Annotated in this window: 25 protein-coding genes; 10 read left to right on the top strand and 15 right to left on the bottom strand. The window is 57.2% G+C overall.

Going from position 1 to position 21,888, the window contains the following annotated elements:
* Window positions 1-28: 28 nt before the first annotated feature.
* The 5 genes from ACFE0K_RS07360 (at window position 29) to ACFE0K_RS07340 (ending at window position 4,216) form a co-directional block, all read left to right on the top strand.
* On the top strand, window positions 29-988 hold the full coding sequence (locus ACFE0K_RS07360) for an SPFH domain-containing protein (protein ID WP_434535446.1): 960 nt from the start codon (window positions 29-31) through the stop codon (window positions 986-988).
* A 151-nt stretch (window positions 989-1,139) separates the two neighbouring features.
* Window positions 1,140-1,688 (top strand): lactoylglutathione lyase, encoded by a 549-nt coding sequence (gene gloA / locus ACFE0K_RS07355; RefSeq protein WP_434535445.1) that lies wholly within the window; start codon window positions 1,140-1,142, stop codon window positions 1,686-1,688.
* A gap of 131 nt (window positions 1,689-1,819) precedes the next feature.
* A complete protein-coding gene (locus tag ACFE0K_RS07350; protein ID WP_434535444.1) occupies window positions 1,820-2,305 on the top strand; it encodes a helix-turn-helix domain-containing protein in 486 nt (161 codons plus the stop codon).
* A gap of 68 nt (window positions 2,306-2,373) precedes the next feature.
* Complete coding sequence (locus ACFE0K_RS07345) at window positions 2,374-3,033, top strand: YoaK family protein (RefSeq protein ID WP_434535443.1); 660 nt, start codon at window positions 2,374-2,376, stop codon at window positions 3,031-3,033.
* A gap of 109 nt (window positions 3,034-3,142) precedes the next feature.
* Complete coding sequence (locus tag ACFE0K_RS07340; RefSeq protein WP_434535442.1) at window positions 3,143-4,216, top strand: DUF3541 domain-containing protein; 1,074 nt, start codon at window positions 3,143-3,145, stop codon at window positions 4,214-4,216.
* 41 nt (window positions 4,217-4,257) lie between these two features.
* Here the strand turns inward: ACFE0K_RS07340 and ACFE0K_RS07335 are convergent, their stop codons facing one another.
* The 7 genes from ACFE0K_RS07335 to ACFE0K_RS07305 form a co-directional block, all read right to left on the bottom strand.
* Complete coding sequence (locus tag ACFE0K_RS07335; RefSeq protein ID WP_434535441.1) at window positions 4,258-4,833, bottom strand: DJ-1/PfpI family protein; 576 nt, start codon at window positions 4,831-4,833, stop codon at window positions 4,258-4,260.
* A gap of 15 nt (window positions 4,834-4,848) precedes the next feature.
* On the bottom strand, window positions 4,849-5,184 hold the full coding sequence (locus ACFE0K_RS07330) for a TfoX/Sxy family protein (RefSeq protein ID WP_434535440.1): 336 nt from the start codon (window positions 5,182-5,184) through the stop codon (window positions 4,849-4,851).
* A complete protein-coding gene (locus tag ACFE0K_RS07325) occupies window positions 5,184-5,609 on the bottom strand; it encodes an MAPEG family protein (protein WP_434535439.1) in 426 nt (141 codons plus the stop codon). Before ACFE0K_RS07325 ends, ACFE0K_RS07330 begins: the two co-directional genes overlap by 1 nt.
* A gap of 34 nt (window positions 5,610-5,643) precedes the next feature.
* Window positions 5,644-5,883, bottom strand: coding sequence for a hypothetical protein (locus ACFE0K_RS07320; RefSeq protein WP_434535438.1), 240 nt, complete (start codon window positions 5,881-5,883; stop codon window positions 5,644-5,646).
* Between the two features lie 94 nt (window positions 5,884-5,977).
* On the bottom strand, window positions 5,978-6,640 hold the full coding sequence (locus ACFE0K_RS07315) for a DUF1294 domain-containing protein (RefSeq protein ID WP_434535437.1): 663 nt from the start codon (window positions 6,638-6,640) through the stop codon (window positions 5,978-5,980).
* A gap of 11 nt (window positions 6,641-6,651) precedes the next feature.
* The gene (locus ACFE0K_RS07310) at window positions 6,652-7,821 is read right to left on the bottom strand and encodes an AAA family ATPase (protein WP_434535436.1); all 1,170 of its coding nucleotides are present in this window, start codon (window positions 7,819-7,821) and stop codon (window positions 6,652-6,654) included.
* Window positions 7,822-8,004: 183 nt separating this feature from the next.
* Entirely contained in the window at window positions 8,005-8,724 is a 720-nt protein-coding gene (locus ACFE0K_RS07305) for a 16S rRNA (uracil(1498)-N(3))-methyltransferase (RefSeq protein WP_434535435.1), read from the bottom strand.
* Between the two features lie 89 nt (window positions 8,725-8,813).
* Here ACFE0K_RS07305 and ACFE0K_RS07300 point away from each other — a divergent pair, with 89 nt between their 5' ends.
* Window positions 8,814-9,800, top strand: a complete 987-nt coding sequence (locus ACFE0K_RS07300) for a YheT family hydrolase (protein ID WP_434535434.1) — start codon at window positions 8,814-8,816, stop codon at window positions 9,798-9,800.
* Between the two features lie 73 nt (window positions 9,801-9,873).
* Here ACFE0K_RS07300 and ACFE0K_RS07295 read toward each other — a convergent pair whose 3' ends face one another.
* The 5 genes from ACFE0K_RS07295 to ACFE0K_RS07275 all read right to left on the bottom strand — a co-directional run bounded on the left by ACFE0K_RS07295 (window position 9,874) and on the right by ACFE0K_RS07275 (window position 14,826).
* Complete coding sequence (locus ACFE0K_RS07295) at window positions 9,874-10,422, bottom strand: NADAR family protein (protein ID WP_434535433.1); 549 nt, start codon at window positions 10,420-10,422, stop codon at window positions 9,874-9,876.
* A 315-nt stretch (window positions 10,423-10,737) separates the two neighbouring features.
* Window positions 10,738-11,103: a hypothetical protein gene (locus ACFE0K_RS07290; RefSeq protein ID WP_434535432.1), complete on the bottom strand. Its 366-nt coding sequence runs from the start codon at window positions 11,101-11,103 to the stop codon at window positions 10,738-10,740.
* A 27-nt stretch (window positions 11,104-11,130) separates the two neighbouring features.
* On the bottom strand, window positions 11,131-11,676 hold the full coding sequence (locus tag ACFE0K_RS07285) for a hypothetical protein (protein WP_434535431.1): 546 nt from the start codon (window positions 11,674-11,676) through the stop codon (window positions 11,131-11,133).
* A 79-nt stretch (window positions 11,677-11,755) separates the two neighbouring features.
* Window positions 11,756-13,585: an ATP-binding protein gene (locus ACFE0K_RS07280; RefSeq protein ID WP_434535430.1), complete on the bottom strand. Its 1,830-nt coding sequence runs from the start codon at window positions 13,583-13,585 to the stop codon at window positions 11,756-11,758.
* Window positions 13,586-14,124: 539 nt separating this feature from the next.
* On the bottom strand, window positions 14,125-14,826 hold the full coding sequence (locus ACFE0K_RS07275) for a TetR/AcrR family transcriptional regulator (RefSeq protein ID WP_434535429.1): 702 nt from the start codon (window positions 14,824-14,826) through the stop codon (window positions 14,125-14,127).
* A gap of 149 nt (window positions 14,827-14,975) precedes the next feature.
* Here ACFE0K_RS07275 and ACFE0K_RS07270 point away from each other — a divergent pair, with 149 nt between their 5' ends.
* From ACFE0K_RS07270 to ACFE0K_RS07255, 4 genes are all read left to right on the top strand, one after another.
* Window positions 14,976-16,418, top strand: a complete 1,443-nt coding sequence (locus tag ACFE0K_RS07270; protein ID WP_434535455.1) for a coniferyl aldehyde dehydrogenase — start codon at window positions 14,976-14,978, stop codon at window positions 16,416-16,418.
* Window positions 16,419-16,550: 132 nt separating this feature from the next.
* Window positions 16,551-17,132, top strand: a complete 582-nt coding sequence (locus tag ACFE0K_RS07265) for a twin-arginine translocation signal domain-containing protein (RefSeq protein WP_434535428.1) — start codon at window positions 16,551-16,553, stop codon at window positions 17,130-17,132.
* Between the two features lie 93 nt (window positions 17,133-17,225).
* Complete coding sequence (locus tag ACFE0K_RS07260; protein ID WP_434535427.1) at window positions 17,226-18,842, top strand: GMC family oxidoreductase N-terminal domain-containing protein; 1,617 nt, start codon at window positions 17,226-17,228, stop codon at window positions 18,840-18,842.
* A gap of 140 nt (window positions 18,843-18,982) precedes the next feature.
* On the top strand, window positions 18,983-19,846 hold the full coding sequence (locus ACFE0K_RS07255) for a PA4780 family RIO1-like protein kinase (protein ID WP_434535426.1): 864 nt from the start codon (window positions 18,983-18,985) through the stop codon (window positions 19,844-19,846).
* Window positions 19,847-19,984: 138 nt separating this feature from the next.
* On the opposite strand, the gene ACFE0K_RS07250 is transcribed toward ACFE0K_RS07255, so the two are convergent.
* From ACFE0K_RS07250 to ACFE0K_RS07240, 3 genes are all read right to left on the bottom strand, one after another.
* Window positions 19,985-20,476, bottom strand: coding sequence for a hypothetical protein (locus ACFE0K_RS07250; protein WP_434535425.1), 492 nt, complete (start codon window positions 20,474-20,476; stop codon window positions 19,985-19,987).
* Window positions 20,477-20,531: 55 nt separating this feature from the next.
* Window positions 20,532-21,110 (bottom strand): DUF4334 domain-containing protein, encoded by a 579-nt coding sequence (locus tag ACFE0K_RS07245; RefSeq protein ID WP_434535424.1) that lies wholly within the window; start codon window positions 21,108-21,110, stop codon window positions 20,532-20,534.
* 255 nt (window positions 21,111-21,365) lie between these two features.
* Entirely contained in the window at window positions 21,366-21,749 is a 384-nt protein-coding gene (locus tag ACFE0K_RS07240) for a MerR family transcriptional regulator (RefSeq protein WP_434535423.1), read from the bottom strand.
* Between the last annotated feature and the right edge of the window lie 139 nt (window positions 21,750-21,888).

Here is a 21,888-nt window from a genome sequence, read left to right as displayed (position 1 = left end):
TCGCTAGCAATAACAAGGAACCCTATCCATGGCAGGTTTAATTATTTCCGCTCTCATCGCCCTCGGCGTTGTCATTCTGCTCTTCATGGTGATTCGCATCGTGCCGCAGCGGCAGGTGTATGTCGTGGAGCGGCTGGGCAAGTACCAGACATCCCTGGAGGCGGGCCTTCACTTCCTGATGCCCTTTATCGACCGGGTTGCCTACAAGCACTCCCAGAAGGAAATCGTCCGTGACGTGCCGCGCCAGAGCTGTATCACCAAGGACAACATCGAAGTCTCCATTGACGGCGTCATGTACCTGCAGGTGATCGACCCGAAAGCCGCAAGCTACGGGGTGGACGACTATGTCATGGCGGCCCAGCAGCTGGCCCAGACCACCCTGCGTTCCGTAATCGGCAAGATTGATCTGGACAAGACCTTCGAGGAGCGCGGCGACATCAACATGGAAGTCGTTCGCGCCGTTGACGAAGCCGCCCAGCCCTGGGGCGTGAAAGTGCTGCGCTATGAAGTGGCCGACATCAACCTGCCCGTGTCCATCAAGGACGCCATGGAGAAACAGGTTCGCGCCGAGCGTGAACGTCGCGCCGTGGTTGCCGAGTCCGAGGGTGAGCGCCAGGCTGCCATTAACCGTTCCGAGGGTGATCGCCAGGCCGCGATCAACCGCTCAGAGGGTGAGAAGCAGGAGATGATCAATATCTCCGAAGGTGAAAAGATGAAGCAGATCAACGAGGCGGAAGGTCGCGCCCGTCAGATCGAGCTGATTGCCACCGCCACTGCCGAAGGTCTGCGTCAGGTGGCAAGCGCCGTGAAAGAGGATGGCGGCGAAGAGGCAGTCAGCCTGCGCATCGCCGAGCAATACGTTTCCGCTTTCGAAAAAGTCGCCAAGGAATCCACCACCCTGCTGTTGCCCCAGGGCCTCAGCGACATCGGTGGCACCGTGGCCGGCCTGCAGAAAGTCCTCAAGACCGTGGAAAAAACCCCGGCCTGATCCCCACCTTGCCGTAGGAGCGTCGCTGGCGGCGCGATTCCAAACGCTGGCTATCGCGCCGCCAGCGACGCTCCTACGACAAGGCTTGCATTCCCTCCCCCCCATCCCGATATTCTTTAGCTCCCTGTGCCAACGCTGATGAGGAGCCCCCATGTCCCGCCATTTCGAACAGGCCGACGGCCTCTGTGAAACCCCGGACGATGCCACCCGCGATTTCCTGTTCAACCAGACCATGCTGCGCATCAAGGACCCCACAGTCAGCCTGGATTTCTATACCCGGGTGCTGGGCATGCGCCTGGTCCGCAAGCTGGATTTTCCGGCAATGCAATTCAGTCTCTACTTCCTGGCCTACCTGGGTGAAGAGGAAGCGCGCCAGGTACCCGAGGACAATGCCAAACGCCTCACCTACACCTTTGGCCGTGAGGCCATGCTGGAACTGACCCACAATTGGGGCAGCGAAGACGATGCGGACTTTGCCTATCATGACGGCAATGCCCAACCCCAGGGCTTCGGCCATATCGGTATCACGGTCCCGGACGTTTACGCCGCCGCCGAACGGTTTGAAAAACTGGGTGTCGAATTCGTCAAGAAGCCGGATGATGGCAAGATGAAAGGTCTCGCTTTCATCAAGGATCCTGATGGCTACTGGATCGAGATCCTGCAGGCGGACATGATGGAAAAGCAGCAAAAAGACGGCTGAAAGATGTCACTTTTCTGACAGCCAATCTGTTTTTTTGCTTTCCTCTCTGACTGTCTCGTATTGTGTAAGGCTCGCTATTTTTGTCCAAGGCCCGGCACCCTTGCCGGGCCCACCTCAGGGGATCACCTATAATGAGTCAGTCTTCTCTTCTTACCAGCGCACAGCGCACCTTTTGCCAGGCCCGATCCGACCAACCGGCCCCGAACGGCCCCCGTGCCAAGGCATTGCTGGCGCTGGACCAGGGCAACACCCAGCAGCAGGCCGCCGAACAAAGCGGGCTCAGCCTCGGCCAGGTACGCTACTGTCTACGACGGTTCCGAACCGTGAGCCTGGAAATCTTCGACACCGATAGTCCGGCTTCCACCTCTACTGCGCAGGGAGACAGCAAGACGCAAAAGGTCGACAAAGAAAAAAAGAAAAGCGGCAAGAAAGCCAAAGCACTGAAACCCGTTAATGCCAAAAACGAAAAGGCCGAGAAAAAAGCGGACAAGAAAAACACCAAGACCTCCAGCAAAAAGACCAAGAAGGGCGACAAGAAGGACAACAAGAAAAAGTCAGGAAAAAAGGGCGACGGCAAAAAAGGCGCCAAGGGTAGCAAGAAGAAGAAAAACAAATAGTCGAAAATCCCCCCTGCGGCGCGCATGTTACAATTGCGCATCGCCACGGATAAGCATCGGGGTTTTTCTTGCTGACACGCCTTCCCCCCTGGGTAGAAGTTGGAGCCTTCCTGCTCGCCTTTCTAGCGGGCAGTGTCAATGCGGTAGGGCTGCTGGGCTTCAGCCACCAGTCCGTCTCTCACCTGACCGGCACCTCCTCGCTACTGGGTCTGGCACTGGCAGATCTGGCCCTGAGCAATGCCCTGCACCTGCTTTTCACCCTGCTGAGTTTTCTCGCCGGGGCGGCCCTCAGCGGCCTGCTGATCACCAGCACCGCCCTGAAACTGGGACGGCACTACGGCTTTTCCCTGCTGATCGAAGCCGCTCTGCTGGTCATGGCCATGCTGTCTCTGCAACGGGGCAGTGATCTCGGTATCTACCTGGCGTCCATGGCCTGCGGTCTGCAAAATGCCATGGTGACCACCTACAGCGGCTCCATCATCCGCACCACCCACCTATCCGGGATCTTCACGGATCTGGGCATCATGCTCGGCAACCGGCTGCGTGGTATTCCTCTCAATGGCCGTCGGCTGTTGCTGTTCATCTTACTGATCGGCGGTTTTGTCTGTGGCGGTGTGGTCGGCACCTTGTTGTTCCGCCTGCTGAATTTCACCGCGCTGATGGCCCCGGCCACCCTGGCTGCCTTGCTGGCGGTAGTGTATTGGCGTTATAGCCGGCGGCACCGGTAAAACGTTAATCCCTGTAAAGCTTTGCACCATTGCTACCGCTGGCACAGACTGCTTTATTGACAGGTCTACATTGAAATATCCGGAAGCGAACATGAAGCGGCGGTGCGCTATGCGATGGGTTCAGTCTGCCTGGCTCGGTATGCTTTTCGCCCTGTTGATTGTCTGCCAGCCAACGTCCTTTTCTACACTCACTGCGCCCACTATCGGTGAGCAGATTCGTGATCGCTACGAGCAGGCGCTGCCGGCTCTGTCACCCAACAAACAGCGCCATTATGCCACCCGTCTTTACCGAATCAGCGGAGACCGGGATTACCTGCCCATCATCTATCAGGACCTGATCGGTGACGCCGATTTCCTGCAACAGGACCTGAGCCAGTTACACAACCGGGACTACCGGCTGAGCCGGGCCAGACAGATCGCCCTTGCCTACCGGGACGACACCCGCAAACACCAGCGTCGCAAGCAGCTACTGCTGGCTTATGACGAGATCCCCTTTGCCAAGAACCTGCTCTATTACCTGAACAAGGTGGATCAGCTCGGTCTCGCCGGAAAGCCACCCTTTACCCAGACCGGGCAGGGTCTGGATTATCTGCGCCAGGTGGATTTTGCCCGCTTTATCCTCGATCCGGAGGTGATCGCCGCCTACTCACCACAGCTGGCCAATATGGTCTATTACCTGCACGACCTGGGTATTCGCGATCTGCGCGAACCCTTTGAGCAGGCCTTTCGCCAGGTGTTCCCGGACCAGCCACCGCAACCTGATCCGGCTCTGGAGGCCCGGGTCTACGGCATGACCCATGTGATCATTGCGGCCAGCGGTTACTACCAGCAGCCGATCCGTCGCCAGGACTTTGCCTGGATTTTCGACTACCTGGAGCGCCATCACCAGGCGTTGATCGCCCATACCAAAGCGGATATCTATACGGAAATGGCCCTGTGCTTTCTGCTGGCAGGGGAAAGTAACAGCCCGGTGATCGGCGCCGTTCGCGAGGCGCTGGAACAGCGTTACGACCCACAGGCCCAGATGATTCCTTCTCCCCACTGGGGCACAGATCTAAACAAGGGCGAACACCGCAACGTACTGGCAATCATGTTGTATCACTGGCCGGAGCAGCTGCACCCGGGGCCGGATCTGAGCCGCTACCCGCTTTACCAGGAACACTATATCGCGCCGCAGTACTAGTCCGTACTCGTCGACACCACGGCACCATCAGCCTTCGGGGATCACTGTTGCCAGGCATAGTCCATCTGCCTGGCAGTGTCTTCTGCCAGTTTCCGGCTGTGCAGTTTTTCCACCAGATGCAGACTCATGTCGATGCCGGCGGAAATGCCCGCCGACGTCAGGCGATTGCCGTCTTCTACCCAGCGACTGTTTTCCTGCACATCCAGCGCCGGGAAACGCCGGCGCAAGTCAGCGATATCTTCCCAGTGGGTGGTTACCCGCTGATCGGCAAGCAATCCTGCCTCTGCCAATAGAAAGGCACCAGTACAAACCGAGGTTACCCAACGTGCACCGTTGCCGGCTTCACTCAGGGCTTTCAGCAATACAGGGTTTTCCATGGCAGAGGTATGTACCCCGCCGCTGACCAGCAGCACATCCAGGGCCGGATGCTCATCAAACGTGAAGTGACTTTGTAGCGTGAAGCCGCCACGGGCCATCACATTACGATGTTCGCTGATCAACGACACCCGCCAGGGCGGGGTGTCACAGAGCCGGGCGGCGGTGGCGAACACTTCATAGGGGCCGGCGAAATCCAGTACTTCGGCATCATCGTAGATCACAATCCCGATTTGCAGCATGACGATTCCAGACAGTTACTTGGGAGGCAGAGTGCGAACGAAGGCAAAACAGTGCGTCAGCCAGTGTTGCAGTGTGGCGTCATCGGCCACCGTATCCGCGTCGATCATCAGCATGCCCTTCATGGGCCGACCGGTGAAATCCATCTCGCCGGCTCCTGGCATACCAAGCAAGGTACTGTAGGCATCCGGCCCGACTCTGGCCATCAGTCGGTCGCCAAGAATGCCGCAACACATGTTGCCGGCGATCATGAAACACAAGCCGCCGAACATGCGCTTTTCATCGGGCAGGGCACCACTGACAGCCAGCAGCCCTTCGCGGACCCGCTGCGCCAGCTCCGCATCAAACGCCATCAGAACACCGCGCGCAACGCGTTGACGGTGAGCCCGATCAGCACCAGTGAAGACAGGGCAAACAACACAAAGCGCAGCTCGATCTTGTTGATCAGCGCCTGCAACAACGAATGCACCACGCGGATGCCCACATAGGCCCAGGCCAGCGTCAGGTTGATGCCATCACCCTGGCCAAGCAGTGCCAGGGACAGGGCCACGGCATAGAACACCGTAGGCTGTTCCATCAGATGGTTATAGTTATCCGCCTTCCAGCGCACACTGGCGGGCAGGGTGTTCATCTGCTCGCCACGAGGGGCTACCGGATCCGGTTTCATGTTGGCCGCTTTCATGGCCGGTAAACGGGTCACATACATCCAGAACCACATGACCATGGTCCAGGCCACCAGTACCACGACCGGGGCGATAATAGGGCTTGTCACTTGCATGTGTATTCCTCGTGATTCATTGGTTATGAAGAACTCAAAACAGTTTTTCCAGCGCTGCCAGCAGCATGCCGGCAACAAAGGCACCCGTCAGCAGGGCTGCTATTTTCACTTTCGACAGCGGCTTCGCCACCACCGGCAAACGCCAGCCGGAACAGGCTGCCACCCAGGCCATGGCGGCTCCGCGACTCATTTCATGCTGCCGACACAACAGTGCAATCGCCGCCTTTTCCCCTCGAACGTTCAATACACTTTCCACATCTTCCGGTAGTCTCATTTTTCTTCCCTGTTTTTATTATTCATCTTTCTTTCTCCTTCCCTGGTTATAAATGCATTCCATTGCTTGTCTGTTGCTATCCAACCTGCCTGTTTCAAACCGGCCCGCTGATCCACCCCCATTCCTTGAGAGTGATCAGCCAGCCCAGCGCCTGCACATCCAGCCAGTCACGCAAAGGCGCGGCCTGGGGGCTGAAAACGAAAACACCCAGCACCGCAAGATTTACCACGACCACAATCCAGAAAACAGAACGAAAAGGCTGCTTTCGGGTTTTGTGACGAAATAGCGGGCGCGCCAACAAAGCACCGGGCCAGCCACCGGCCAGGGATAAAAGATGCAGGGTATTCTCCGGTACACGTTGGCGGTCGTTCAGCGCCGCCCGTTTGTCCAGCCCGAACATAATGAACGTCGCAGCAGCCATCAACAGAATGAAAATAATCAGAAAAAACCAGAATGCATTCTGCGAGAAAAACCACCACAACGCGCCGTAAAACGCCCCCACCATCAACACCGGGAGAAGGAATTCCGGCAACAGCAGATGAGCGGGCCGCCAGCACCGTTCCACCTCTACCGCACGGACACCCTTGGCAGCATCCGGCTCTACTCGAAACAGCACTTTTTCGCCGGATTTCGGGCGCGAACGAATACTGCCAAAGGCACTGACATGAACAAAAATATCCCGACCTTTCTTGTCGGCAATAAACCCGAAACCGCGCTCATCATCCCAACGCTGCAGTACACCTAATTGTTTTTTCATATTTTCCTGCGTCAGTGATGTTCCGACCAATACCAGTTAGGCGTACTCAACAATCCCTGCCCGACGATCTGCGTTTCACCCAACTCCTTTGTGAGCTCCACCCCATGGCAATCCGGGTGCTCATTCAACGCCGCCACCAGCCGGCTGGCATGGCTGACCACCCATAACTGGCTGTGCTGGCTGGCCTGCTCGATCAGACGAGCCAGTGCCGGCAGCAAATCCGGATGCAGGCTGTTTTCCGGTTCGTTAAGCACCATCAGGGAAGGGGGGCGCGGAGTGAGTAGGGCAGCGATCAGCAACAGATAGCGCAGGGTGCCATCGGACAACTCCGCAGCGGATAACGGCCGTAACAGACCGTACTGGTGAAACTCCAGTTTCAGGCGACCATCCGGCAACGGCTCGATATTCAGCTTGGCGCCGGGAAAGGCATCTTCAATGGCAGCATCCAGCGCCAGGCTGTCGCCCACCTCACGGATGGTCTGCAGGGCCGCCGCCAGGTCACGGCCATCGTGATGCAGCACCGGTGTGCGGGTGCCGATCTGGACCTGGCGGGCCGGAGCGTCCCGGTCGGTGCGAAAGTGGTCGTAGAACCGCCAGCCGCGAATCCGCTCGCGCAGGGCCAGCACCTCCGGCGCCGTGCGCGCATCGGCCACCTGGCTGAACAGGCTATCGAAGGTATTGAGATGGTCGGCCAGGGTTAACCAGCCGTTATCGACACGGGCTTTCACCAGCGGGCCGCGCCGGTCCACCAGCGCGGCTGCAGGCCGGTAGGCGCCGCCGGCCCAGATGACTTCCCGCTTGATCTCCGGGTCCAGGTTGAAGGCAGTGGTACTGTCCGGCCGGGGCAGGCCCAGCTCAATCAGGTAGCCGAAATCCTGGTCGGCAAACCCCAGCTTGAGCCGCCGACTATGCTGACGCGGCCCCCCTTCTACCGGCACCAGTCCCTTGCGCATGGCGGTGCTGAGCGTCTCCGGCCCGGCCCAGAAGGTAGACTCCAGCCCGCCCTCACTGGCCAGGGCCGCAATCACATCATCCTGGGCCGTGGCCGCTAGCAGCCGCAGGGCCCGATACAGGTTGGACTTGCCGCTACCGTTGGCACCGGTAATCACATTCAGCGGCCCCAGCGGCAACACCAGCTCCAGGGCGGAGCGGTAATTACTGATGGCCAGGATGGTCAGCATGTCTTGTCCTTATTTTTAGCTGCAAGCCACAAGCTTCAAGCTGCAAGCTACAACGCGGTTATCGTTCCGCGGTATCCGCCAGGGCCTTATACGCGTTCAAGCGCGGGCACGGACTGGCTATCACGATAACCGAAGGCGCGCCTTGTAGCTTGCTGCTTGAAGCTTGAAGCTTGTAGCTATCTTTTATCCTTGCCACGCCCACAACGCCGCCAGCAAGGCCACCGGCGCCGTCTCGGCACGCAACACCCGATTGCCCAGGGCAAACGCCACAAACCCGTTTTCCTCCGCCGCGCGCAGTTCGTCATCGGAAAAGCCGCCTTCCGGGCCGGTAAGCAGGGCCAGTGCCGTGGTGCCCTTCAGGGCAGCAGGGGAGAACGGACTTTTTCCCGGGTGGGCGATCAGCCTCAAGTCTGGCAGCTCCGAGGTCAGCCAGTCCTTGAGCGACATCACACCTGCCACCTGAGGGGGCCGGTTCATGCCGCATTGCTCGCAGGCACTGATGGCCACCTGCTGCCACTGGCCCAGCTTCTTTTCCTGGCGCTCGCCCTTGAGGCGCACTTCGCAGCGCTCGGTATCCAGCACCACGATCCGGGCGGCACCCAGCTCGGTGGCTTTCTGGATCGCATAATCCATGCGCTCGCCCTTGATCATGGGCAGCGCCACAGTCACCGCCAGCGGGGCAGTGCGGTCTTCCTCCACAAACGCCAGCGGCTCCACGGTCACCGCCTTCTTGCCCACGGCGACAATCCGCGCGGACCATTCGCCGCCGTGCCCATTGAATACCACCAGCTCGTCACCCTCCGCCATGCGCAGCACCTTGCCAATATGATGACTGGCATTGGCGCCCAGCTCAGTGGCAAGGCCGGACTGAAATTCCTGATCGTCGAAAAAGCGGCGGGCCATGGGGTCTCCGTCATCAATGGGTGCCAGCGGGAAAAACAAAAGGCTACCATAGCGCCGGTCGAAGAGACTGCTATCAAGTGAGAGATTCCATGGGCGAAATCGTTCGTTCCCCGTTCCAGCCCCCCGTGTGGCTGCGCAACCCCCACCTGCAAACCCTGTGGGGGCCACTGGGGCGCGCCTTGCCGGAGGTGGAGCGGCACAGCGAGTGGCTGCCGCTGGCGGATGGCGACCAGCTATTACTGGACTGGGCGGGGCCGCAACATCACCCCGGTCAGCTCACCGTGATCCTGCTGCACGGCCTGTCCGGTTGCAGCGATTCCCACTATATCCGTGGTATCCAGAAGGCCCTGGCCGATGCGGGGGTGCGCTCGGTGGCGATCAACAGTCGCGGGGCCAAACAGCCCAATGACACCGCGCTGTGCTACCACGCCGGAGAAACCGACGATGTGGATGCGGTGATCGAGCATGTATTTGACCAGGACCCCACCGGCAACCGCATCGCCATCGGCGTGTCGCTGGGGGGCAGCCGACTGCTGAACTGGCTGGCCCACCGGGATAACGGCAAGCTCACGGCGGTAGCGTCGGTGTGCGCGCCCTTGCGACTGGACCTGTGTGCCAACCGCCTGGACCGGGGCCTGTCGAAACTCTACCGCCAGCATCTGCTGAAGACCCTGCTAGCCCAGCTCAACGACAAGAAGCGCCATCTCGACAAGGTGAACCCGCCGGAGGCCAAACGCCTGCACCGGCTGAACATGAGTGGCATCCGTTCCTTCTGGCGTTACGACGACCAGATCATTGCGCCGCTGTACGGTTTTCGGGGCGCCTACCATTACTACGCCCAATGCTCTGCCGGCCCCAAGCTGCTGCAGATCCGCACCCCCACGCTAATGCTGCAAAACCGGGACGACCCCTTCATGACCCCGGATACCCTGCCGCGCCAGGAAGAACTGGGCCCGGCGGTGACCCTGGAGGTGAGCGAGTACGGCGGCCATGTGGGCTTTATCAACCACGCCCCCCAGCGCTTCTGGCTGGAACAGCGGTTGATGGCGTTTGTGCAGGGGTTCGGGTTTCGCTGAGAGGGTGTGCGCCCTTGGAATGAAGCCGAAGGCGCAATGTAAAGGGCGTCGCCGGTCCTACATTTTTTGCGACCTACCGCGATAGTTGCTCACGCGCTTCCATTAATGCGAATCCCAATAGATTAGCACCCTTCCACAAGTTTGGGTTTTCACAGGCAGGGTCATCTTCGGCCAGGCCGATACCCCAAATTTTGTCCACTGGGCTTGCTTCGACGAGCACCCGGTTTCCAGTGTTAAGTAAAAATTCATTCAGTTCCGGATTGCAGCTGAATTTTGCCAAGTTCCCCGAAACCACGATTTCAAAGCGATAAGCGTCCCATTTTTCTTGATCGAAATTCTTAACCTCACGACCAATAGCTTTTGCTTCTCCGGGATTGCTCGCGGCTAGAAGTCTTTGTGCTGCACCGCAATCATCAAAAAGTAACGCTTTGCGATACATCATGTAATGCTCAGCTGTCATGAAACTGTTGCCTTCGCATTCAAATGGCGCGTCATACCACTGACTAAAGCAACTTTTTGATACGCCACTCTTTGGTTTTTTGTGCCCCCAGAAAAATACATACTTCACTCTGTTTCCGTGATTTACGTATTCCGCCAGCTCTTCTCTATTTCTGATTTTCAATTCTTCTCCGTGACCAACTCGTTACACATAACTTTCTCATTTTCGGCTGGTTTGTAGAATAGAGGGAATCCTGTTCAACAAAATGCGCTTGCTAATTGGGCCACCAACGACTAACGACTCTTTCCTGGGGCCATTCCAGGATGCCATGGAGCTCCGTGAAATGTGAGGTCTGACCCCGCGCCTGATAATGCCCTCTGTGAAGCATACAATTTTGTGCGTTTTCGTTGTGCTAGTGCTGCTGTGTCCTGACTCATTTCACACCCGCGTACAGCGCGCGAGGTACGAGCGTTGCATGTGACGCGATTGTTAAATCTCTTAGTCAATGCTCCGCCCCAAGATTCTGGCAATTACACCGACAATACCTTTTTCTGTGCGTTGAGCATTGGCGCCAAAGTAGTGGTTACGGATAGCGAAAAACGCTCCCGCTAACAAGCATGCGTGCCCGACCCAAGCCGTGAGCCGAATGAACCGGCCATATCTTGCCTCGATAATAGGATAGAACTGGTTGCCTTTTTGTGCGGCAAGTTGACCTTCAAGATAGCCGCCTAAGCCGATGTAGATCAGTAAGTACGCGAAAAGGCCAACAAGCAGGGCGCCCCACCAAGGAAGGCGGGAGGCAACTTGAACGACATCGGTTACTACCGAACCGAGATTATTTCTTCTTCGATACCTACGACCCATTGTGATCCCCGATTGAGATTTAACCACTTACTCAGCCGGCGCGTCAGCGGTCGGCTGAGTAATCTTGTTAGAGTTAAGGCGCTCAACCTCTTGATTGACAGCCTCAATCAGGGCCTCGTATCCAGATAAGAAACCTTCAACTTGGATTTTTGTTCCATTTCCATGAATGGTTGCCCCATTCGAAGACCACCTTCCAAGGCGCTTATCTCCATGCATTTTAATTATAACCACTTCATCAAGACAGATACGCTTCTTGCCATTAAAGGGACCAACCCCTTCTATTGTATAACCTTTTAGGCTCACTCTTCTGAACCAAAAATATATAGCTGGCAACAACCCCATAAACACACCAATTGCCAGCGTCACGAATTTACTCAAAAGATCTATATGTGAATAGGTAACCAATACGCTAAAAAGGCTGAATAAGAAAAAAGCTATGCCAAGAGGAGAGAACCATCTAAATCCTCGAAAAAAACCGATTAAGTTTCCACTCTCGTCATATTCTATCTCCCTTCTGTCGTTCAGGAGAACCAAGTACACCCCAAACGCTAAAAACCAAAGAATTTCTTCCACTTCACCCTCTAACGCCTTGCTCACCGGAAAATTGGGAGCGCAGCGAGCAATTTGTCCGTGTGCAGAAAATTGTTAGCACTTATTTTCTTTGCTTAACGCTAACATTTCGTCCATCAATTTCTGTTTGATCGAGCGCCTCTATCGCCCCTTGCATGTCATCTGGGCTGCATTCAAGGATCAGAAATGCGTATCCCCGATTGTTCATACCTTTTATGCGATCCTTTGGCATTTCTAGATCAAGCACTGGATATACTTTTGAAAAGGCCTCAATGATTTTATCCTTGGTTGAATTTTTATTTAACCCACCAACGAACAACTTAATTTCTTCCTCTGGAACTATTTCGTCATTATCCGAGCTGACAGCGTCAGAGTTTTCCGGAAGCCCTCCTTCGCTAGGAGTAACCACGATGTAGATAGGGACGGATCTTTTCGGCACTTTGTTTTTCTTTGAAAATTTGAATGCTTGCCCATGATCCTTGGTTCGATGCACTACTCCCAGCTGGCGTAATGGAGTTAAAATTTCACGGACTTGGTCCGTGTCAACAATTCCGAGTCGGTCGATTATATCCTGCGTGGAAAATTCCCTTCCTTCGTGTCCGAGAGCCAAGACAGCCATCTGGCTCTCTGTCAATTTTAAATCCTCAAAATTTGAAAGCCATAGCTTTACTTTTGGATCATAAAGAGATCTATGGAACAATGTTACGGTAAAGTCATTATCGTCACTCAAAAGCTCTGGCTCAGCAAGTGCGTTGCTTCGCATCACATCGTATATTCTGCGAATACCTTCGCCCATCTCCCTGACGTACCCAGTCTCTCGCAAAACTCTTGCGACCAAGGGGTTCCTCGATTCATGCGCGCCTTTTAGTTTCCTGATGTCGTCCAAAGATATGGTCGACAGCACTCTGCCTGGGCTTACTATCTCCAATCGATCCGTGTAAATGCTGATTTCAATTCCTCGCCCTTGAATTGCATAATTGCGATGCACAATGGCATTAATTAGTGCTTCTCTGCATGCGATCTGAGGGTATAAGTAACTTTGCTGAAACTTGGCATGGTCTGTCATTGAGGTATGCATTGTCAGTGCATAACTCATTCGCTCCCAAGCTGTCTCGACCAGCTTCAAAATGTTATCAGCAACAATATCGTCTTTGACTACATTAAACGACTCTCCAGATCGACGCTCTTTCCCGCTTATGGTGAATATCCTGACATAGCAGCCCGGGTGAAATTTCCGTACATCTTTAGCTAGCAACAACAAAGCTGCGGCTTTTAGTTTCATCCCGGATGGAGAGAACTCAGCTATTCCTAAATGCTGAAGACATTTTTCAGGCGTTACACCATAGGCCACTTGGTTGGATAACTCTCGAAGCAAATCAAAATCGAGGTCCTCAAGTGATGCGCTGTCGTAAATTGTCCTATCCCAGACCCTAGATTCATACTCAAGACGTTCTGCTCGAATTTTTTCCGAGCCAACCGGAACAGACTCCAAGTCCATACGCTTGAGGCACTTACCATCAGACGTCAGGTATGCAAAATCATTTCCTTTTTGAATGGAAAAATAAAGAACGACTTTGCCAGAGTAATCAACCAGACTGATTTGCGGCCGCGGCAATGGCGTATCGCCATGTACGTGAGAGATGTAGGCATTCTTCAAGCGCTCCACTTCATCGTCCTGATGCGGGATTCCAGCAACCTTTCCATCGTCTTCAATGCCCACGAATAATTCGCCGCCATCTGCATTGGCGAAGGCCACCAACGTCTTTGCGATGTCCAGGCAAATCTCTCTGGTGCCACGCTTAGTTTTTATGCCCGGCGGCCCTTCATATGCGCTCTTGAACTCACGATAGTGGCTCTCACCTATCTTGGTGGCGAGATCAACTCGTTCTGCAAGCAGTAATACTTCCGACATAATTAGTCTCGTATACCTCGATTTATATGAACGCTAACAGCGTATTCAATCGCAGATGCGATATATCACTTTGCAATATATCCCCACTTCCATTTCTACCCGAACCCACTCGAAACACCAAGGCGAACAAGGCTTTAGGCTAGATCCAGGAATTATTCTCATCCGACTTTTCTTGCACTTGCGCGTTGAACAGGAAATTTTGGTCGGACTTTTCTTGCAGCGCCAAATCAGAAAATTCACTTTATCTCAGCAACTTACAAAAATATGTAAGCCATATCCTACATATTCAACTTGCGCGCTGGTGAAAAACGGCGGGATGGCGAGCAAAACAAGCATGGGGAGGGAACATCCGCAAACTGACAACCAGACATTCAGCGGTCATCAACGCCAGCGCTTGAAAGGGATTGGAGTGATGGGTTCTTAGCAAGGAGAAGCCCTGCGCCTTCAACACAGAGCACACCGTGAAGAGAGGGTGTTCCTTCCGTGTTCTCTGTGCCCTCTGTGATAAACCGTTTCTTATGGCTGGAGGGGAAGGGCAGCTATTCGCTGGCGGCCCGTTGCATGCCGGGAACATGGCCCAGCAGTAGCGCAGAGGTAGTGTCTGCCGCCCGGTAGCGGGCCTTCATTTCTTCCAGGTGCTCGCGGGTCTCGCCGCGCAGGAAGGGCTCTTCCAGGCAGATGATCTGGTAGATGCCGTGGCGCATGAGGGATTCGTCCAGGGCCTCATCCGCCGCCGCGTCCGGGCGCAAGCCATGCACCAGCGATGCCCAGGAGGACATCAGCACCCAGGTGTTCACCATCAGCCCCTGCAGCTGCTCATCATCCAGCTCGAGAATGCCGCTGCTGCGCAGCTCACTGTAGATCACCCGCCCCCGTTCCAGCACCACTTCCACAAAGGCCTGGTAGCGCGCCGCCAGCGCCTCGTCGGCATGCAGCAAGTGGGTCAGGTCCCGGTGAAAGAACCGGTACTGCCACATGGACGCCAGCAAGCCCTCGAAATAGTGGGTTTTGATGGTCCAGGTCAGCGGCCCACGGGGCGCCTCCAGCAAGGTCAGCAAATGTTGGCTGTAGCGCTCGAACAATGCCGCCACGATCGTGCCCTTGTTGCGAAAGTGGTAGTAGAGATTGCCCGGGCTGATGCCCAGTGCCTCGGCAATGTGATTGGTGGTCACATTGCGTTCCCCCTGCCGGTTAAAGAGCGCGAGGCTGGTGTTGAGGATCCGTTCCTTGGTGCTGGTCATTGTAGGCCAAATGTTGTGATTTCATTACTGCCGGTTGACTCTTAGAGTAATTACTCTAAAAATCAGACTCAAGGTTAATTTTTGATCGGCCGCCAGGGCGACCGATCTTGTCATCATACATAATGAAAAGCCTCGGGAGGCAAGTGACCATGGTCGCCGAAGTGAAAGATCTCCACAGCAACAATGCCGATATCGAACGTATGCAGCAGATTTTCGCTGCCCAGAAAGCGGCCTACCGCCAGCACCCTTACCCCAGCGCGGAACAGCGCATCGAGTTGATCAGCCGCCTCAAGCCGCTGCTGCTGGACAACCTGGATGCCTGGATTGAGGCCCTCAACAACGATTTCACCACCCGCGCCGCCGACGAAACCAAGCTGGCCGAAATGCTGATCACCCTCGAAGGGCTCAAGTACACCACCAAGAAACTGCGCAAGTGGATGAAGCCCCAGAAGCGTAGCGTCAGCGCGCTGAGCTGGCCGGGCAAGACCTGGGTGGAATACCAGCCGGTGGGCGTGGTGGGCATCATCGTGCCCTGGAACTACCCGATCCAACTGGCGGTGGTGCCACTGATTACCGCCCTGGCCGCCGGTAACCGGGTGATGGTCAAGATGAGCGAAGCGACGCCGCGCACCGGTGCCCTGCTGGAAAAACTGATTGCCGATACCTTCCCGGAAGAACAGGTAGCGGTCGTCAATGGTGAGGTGGACGTGGCCCAGGCGTTCTCCAGCCTGCCGTTCGACCACCTGCTGTTCACTGGCTCTACCACCGTGGGCCGCCATATCATGCGCGCCGCCGCCGCCAACCTGACCCCGGTGACCCTGGAGCTGGGCGGTAAGAGCCCCTGCATTATCGGCCAGGACTTCCCCATGAAGGATGCCGCCGAGCGCATCGCCTTCGGCAAGTGCCTGAACTCCGGCCAGACCTGTGTGGCGCCGGACTATATCCTCTGCCCGGAAAACCGGGTGCAGGAATTCGTGGACGCCTGGAAAGCCCAGGTGGCTCAGTCCTACCCGACTATGGTCAACAACCCGGACTTCACCGCTATCATCAACCAGCGCCAGTTCAGCCGCCTGCAGGGCTACCTGAAGGATGCCAGCGAGAAGGGCGCCGATGTCATTGAGATCAACCCGGCCAACGAAGACTTCACCGGCAGCCAGAAGATTCCCCATACTCTGGTGCTGAACGTGACCGACGACATGCAGATCGCCCAGGACGAAATCTTCGGCCCGCTGATGATCGTGGTGCCCTACAAGAATCTGGATGACGCCATCGAGTATGTAAACGAGCGGCCCCGTCCGCTGGCCCTGTACTACCTGGACTGGAACCAGAGCAACTGTGACCGGGTGCTGAAGAACACCCACTCCGGCGGCGTTTGCCTGAACGACACCATTTCCCATGTGGGCGTGGACGACATTCCGTTCGGGGGTGTGGGCGATTCCGGCATGGGCGCCTACCACGGTCCGGAAGGCTTCCTGACCTTCTCCCAGGCCAAGGGCATCTACAAGAAGGGCAAGTTCAACGCCACCAAGTTCATCCTGCCCCCCTATGGCCGCGGTATGCACAAGATGATCGACAAGTACTTTTTGAAATAAGGGCACCTGCGGGCTTTTGTAGGAACGTCGCTCTCTGTGCTCTGCGAGTAGGCGGCGCGATTCCATACGCTGGGCTATCGCGCCGCCAGCGACGCTCCTACGGATAACCACCAACAAAAAGAAGAGTGCTCTATGGATCAAGGACTTAACCGCCGCAGCTTTCTCAAGCTGGGCGCCGCCGGTAGTGCCTTGCTAGCCACTGGCTCCAGCCTCACCCTGCTCACCGGCTGTTCCAGTAATGACGGCCCGGCGGCAGGGTATCGCCATTTTCGCCAACAGGACGTGGACCTGCTGACACCACTGGTCGGCGCGGTACTGGGCAAGGCGCTCACCGATGTGGGAGCCAGCGCCGAAGACGGCATGAAAGCCTACGACGACCTGCTGGACGGGGCCATGCCCGGCACCCGTGCCACCCTGTTTCAGATTCTCGATCTGATGCAGCTGGGCGCTGCCCGCTGGTTTATCACCGGCACCTGGGCCAGCTTTGCCGAGCAAAGCGAGGACGAGCTACAACAGACCCTGGCCCACTGGTCCTCCAGTGATCGCGGCCTGTCGCAGATGGCCTTCAAAGGCCTTACCCAGCCCATGTTCATGGCCTGGTATGTGAAGCCTGAGGCGGCGCGCAGTACCGGTTACCCGGGACCACCGCAGGTGATAATCACGCCCGAGGCAGGTATCCCGGCAGCGGATACGGCACCAACCGCCACCTCCTGATGGATCTTCACCCTGCCTGCGGGCAGGGCGATTTGGTTTTAGCGTCAAGCGTCCGGCATCTTGCAGCCGGCGCAAAACAACAAGGATAACGCCATGCAGGACCTGTCTTCCCTGCCCATCAAGGGCATCAAGGACCCGTGGAAAACCGGTATCAAGAACGGCTGGGATGTGATCGACGGGCGCACCGTTTCCGCTGACCGCACCCTGGAAGCGGATGTGGTGATCATCGGCACCGGTGCCGGCGGCGGCGTCAGCGCGGAGATTCTTACCCAGCGCGGGCTCAAGGTGATTCTTATCGAAGCCGGCAAGCTGATGAGCTCTGACGACTTCACCCTGAATGAAGGGCAGGCCTACCGGGACCTGTATCAAGAGGGCGCCATGCGCGCCACCAAGGATGCCGGTATCACTATCCTGCAGGGCCGCACCGTCGGCGGCACCACCGTGGTCAACTGGACCAGCTCCTTCCGCACCCCCAGTGAAACCCTGCAGTACTGGCAGGACACCTTCGGCGCGGAAAACCTGCTGCGCAGTGATCTGGACCCCTGGTTCCAGAAGATGGAAGAGCGGCTCAAGATCAGCCAGTGGATCATGCCCCCCAACGCCAACAACGACGTGCTGAAAAAAGGCTGCGACGCCCTGGGCTGGGAATGGGCCGTGATCCCGCGCAACGTGGAAGGCTGTTGGAACATCGGCTACTGCGGCATGGGCTGCCCTACCAATGCCAAGCAATCCATGCTGGTGACCACCCTGCCCACGGCCATGAACAACGGCGCCACCCTGATTCACAGCGCCCAGGCCCATCGCCTGCTGATTGATGGCGACACCGTCACCGGGGTGGAAGTGCGCCCGCTCAACAATGACAAAGTCGCCACCGGCGCCACGGTCACCGTCAAGGCAAAAACCGTGATTGCCTCTGGCGGCGGTATCCAGACCCCGGCGCTATTGATGCGTTCCGAGGCACCGGACCCCCAGGGCAGGGTAGGCAAACGCACCTTCCTTCACCCCACCACCTTCACGTTCGGCATCTACGACAAGGAAGTGGCCCCGTACTACGGCGCGCCGCAATCCCTGTATTCCGACGAGTTCGTGTTCAAGCAGGGTGTGGACGGGCCGGCGGGTTACAAGCTGGAAATGATGCCCATGCACCCGGGCCTCACCGGTGCCCTGATGGGCGGTTACGGCGGCGATGCCCGTGGCGAAATCGAGCGTCTGCCGAACCTGGCAGCCTCCATCGCCTTGTTGCGCGATGGCTTCCACGCCGACAACCCTGGCGGCAGTGTGGAACTTCGCGACAACGGCGAGCCTGTCATCGACTATCCCGTTGACGATTATCTGCTCGAAGGCGCCAAACGCTCCCATCTGACCATGGCGGAAATGCACTTCGCCGCCGGCGCCAAAGAAATCCGCCCGAGCCACGCCCATGCCGGCTATTACAAAAGCTGGAAAGAGGCCAAGGACGGCATCAACAAGCTGGCCTATGACCCGGTCATTACCGGCCTCGGTAGCGCCCATGTGATGGGTGGCTGCGCCATGGGCCAGGATGAGTCCCAGTGCGTGGTCAACAGCGACGGCAGCTACAAGTACCTGAATGGCTTGTACATTATCGACGGCTCGGTATTTCCCACCAGCCTGGGGGTGAACCCGCAGCTCACCATCTACGGCATGAGCGCCCGCAATGCCACCGCCCTGGCGGACAAGCTGCAAGCCTGACCCGCTCCTGGCTCACCCTGCTCTTGTTGCCATAACGGAGCAGGGTGCTTGCAACCGTCATCGCCCCCGTCCCCCCGATTTCCGCACGAAAACCTCAGGTAGCAGGGGAAGCCAGACGCCAAATAAGGTATAAGTGCGGCATGAAAACCCCGCAACGATTACAACCCCTGGTAGATGACGGCCTCATCGACGAGGTCATCAGCCGTCTTATGAGTGGCAAGGAAGCCGATATCTTCGTGGTCCGCTGTGGCGAGGAGATCCGCTGCGCGAAAGTCTACAAGGAAGCCGCCAAGCGAAACTTCAAGAAAGCCGCCCAGTACCGGGAAGGCCGCAAGGTTCGTAACAGCCGCCGCAGCCGGGCCATGGAGAAGGGCTCCAAGTTCGGTCGAGAGCAGCAGGAAAAGATCTGGCAGAGCGCCGAAGTGGACGCCCTGCGCCTGTTGGCCGAGGCCGGCGTGCGCGTGCCCAAGCCCTACGACATGCTCGAAGGGGTGCTGCTGATGGAGCTGGTCACCGACGATGAAGGCGATGTGGCCCCGCGCCTCAGTGAAGTGGTGATGTCCGCCGAGCAGGCAGAAGAAGACCACGCCCTGATGATGGAATACGTGGTGCGCATGCTGTGCGCCGGGATCATCCACGGCGACCTGTCCGAGTTCAATGTGCTGGTGGATGACTACGGCCCGGTGATCATCGACCTGCCCCAGGCCGTGGATGCCGCCGCCAACAACAGCGCCGAAGCCATGCTCTACCGGGACGTGGACAACATGACCCGCTATTACGGCCAGTACGCCCCGTCACTACGCGGTAGTCGCTATGGCCAGGAAATCTGGGCCCTGTATGAAAGCGGCGAACTGACCCCGGACAGCGAACTCACCGGCCAGGTGGAAGACGACGGCCACATCGCTGATGTGGAAGACGTGCTGGCAGAGATCAAGGCGGCTTTCGAGGAAGAACAGGAACGCCGAGAGCGGCTCAGCGACGACGCAGAAGACAGCGGTTACTGAACCCACCGGTAGGGTGCACTGGGCCTAAGGCGAACTGCATCCTGCGGAAAACCTGAATTGCCGTATCCCCACCTACCCGTAGGAGCGTCGCTGGCGGCGCGATAGCCAACGCATGGAATCGCGCCGCCAGCGACGCGCCTACGGGAAAATGTATCGCTGAGCGACAGGTACGCCGAGGCACCGGCTAACGTCCGGCGACAGCTCGCCAATCATGGCATCCGCCCAGAAAAACCCCTGCACCGACACCCCACACAAAAACACTACCAGCAGAAAAAAGATCAGCGGTTTGATGCGCGCCCGATTGCCGTACACATAGCGGGTAGCGCGAAACACTTTTTCGTCGGGCAAGGGCGACTGCCCCAGCCGCAATATCTGAAAACTGTGTCGCCCTTCGATGGCCAGCACCAGCAGCGCCAATCCCAGCGGCAAGCCGATAAACAGGCCATAGAGCACCAGCTCCAGGCCATTGAACACCCCGTAGCGGTGGCAGTGGGCGGTTTCCACATAGCGTTCAAACCAGGGAAAAAAGAACCACTCGGTTAGCAGGAAAAGGGGCACTGCCCAGGCAGCATGAAACAGTAACAGGCGGATACGCTCCGCCTTACTGTATTGCGGTGCCCACTCGGTCAAGATGATTCCCCCCTGCAGCATGCAAATGACTCAGGGGGCATTCTGGCAGAAAGACTCAGGCGTCGTCGCGACGCAGCACAAAGAAAAACGGCTGCTTCATGCCTTTGAGGTCCATGATGCCGAGCACGGTGTTGGCATCTACCTTGCGGAACACATCATTGATGGGCAGGTTGTCGTAGGACATGGTGGCCGAGGTTTTTCCCCGGTAGTTAACCATGCGCAGGCGGGCGGCGGACTGGCGCCCGGACAGCAGTGGCAGCATCCACTGGAACAACGTGCCGACCCGTTCTGTCTTCAGGAACGGCAACCGGTCGAGCAGGCCCAGCCCCGGCATCACCAGCAACGGCTTTACCGTAGTGAGCTCACCGGACGCCTTGCGAAACACCAGCGGATGCACATGTTCCGCACTGTCAAAACGCTTGCCGTGCCAGTGGCAGCGCTCCAGCACCCCATCCAGAGGGTGACCGGTTTCAAAGCCTTCGCCTTTCCAGGGGCCGATCATGAAATCCGCCTCTATCGGCTCCAGCGCATCATAAAGGGCCAGCGCATCGTCACAGGAGACTTGCCCGGCCTGCTGTGCTGCCGCAAAACTGATTTCTTTCACGCCGTTCTGGTCTGCCTGTGATGCACCCATGATCTACTCCCTGAAGCCGCACGAATAATGGACCCACACGCTAAGCAGAGCCCGGCGAAATCACCAGCGTTTGTGCGCCATTGTCAGGCAAGGGTGTTCGCCAAAAACACCATTCATTGACCAAAACGTTCTCGTAGAAATAAACCGGCTAGAAAAAGAGAAAAATGGCATTAATTTGTTTACTTCAACACCAGCAACATCAACATCTTCAGCCTGTTATTCCTCAGTGAACTCTGTGCCCTCTGTGGTAAAAAATCACCCCTTGCAACGTCCTTCTTCGCGCAATGCCGCTGCGCTCTCTTCCAGCCGTTGCTGCTCGCGACCGAGCAGGGCGCTGACCTGTTTCAGCTCGCGGATCTTGTCGTCCACTGCCGCCTTCTTTTCCGCCATCAGCACTGCGCCCTGTTCGCAATCGATACGGTCGCTACGCAAGGCATCGAGCACCTCACGAATCTCGCGCAGGGAAAAGCCCAGCGCCTTGAGCTGGCGCACCATATCCACCCGCTCCACCGCCTTTTCCGGATAGTCCCGGTAATTGTTGCCACGCCGCTCCACTTCCTGAAGCAGGCCGGCCTTTTCGTAATAGCGCAGGGTGTGGCGGTTTACACCGGTACGCTGCTCCAGTTCCGCAATCTGCATGGCCGCCTCTTGAGGAGCCTCTGAATAACTCCTTGCGTACTCAGCGTGGCCTGAAGCGTGCAGCTGTTGTGTCTTGTATCGACGGACAGGGTGGTTCCCTTTCCTAGAGACAAGGCGCAGCAGATGTGCGCTTCAGGCC

The organism is Alcanivorax sp., from assembly GCF_051117345.1.
Classification (GTDB): domain Bacteria; phylum Pseudomonadota; class Gammaproteobacteria; order Pseudomonadales; family Alcanivoracaceae; genus Alcanivorax.
This window is presented reverse-complemented; position numbering and strand designations above follow the sequence as displayed.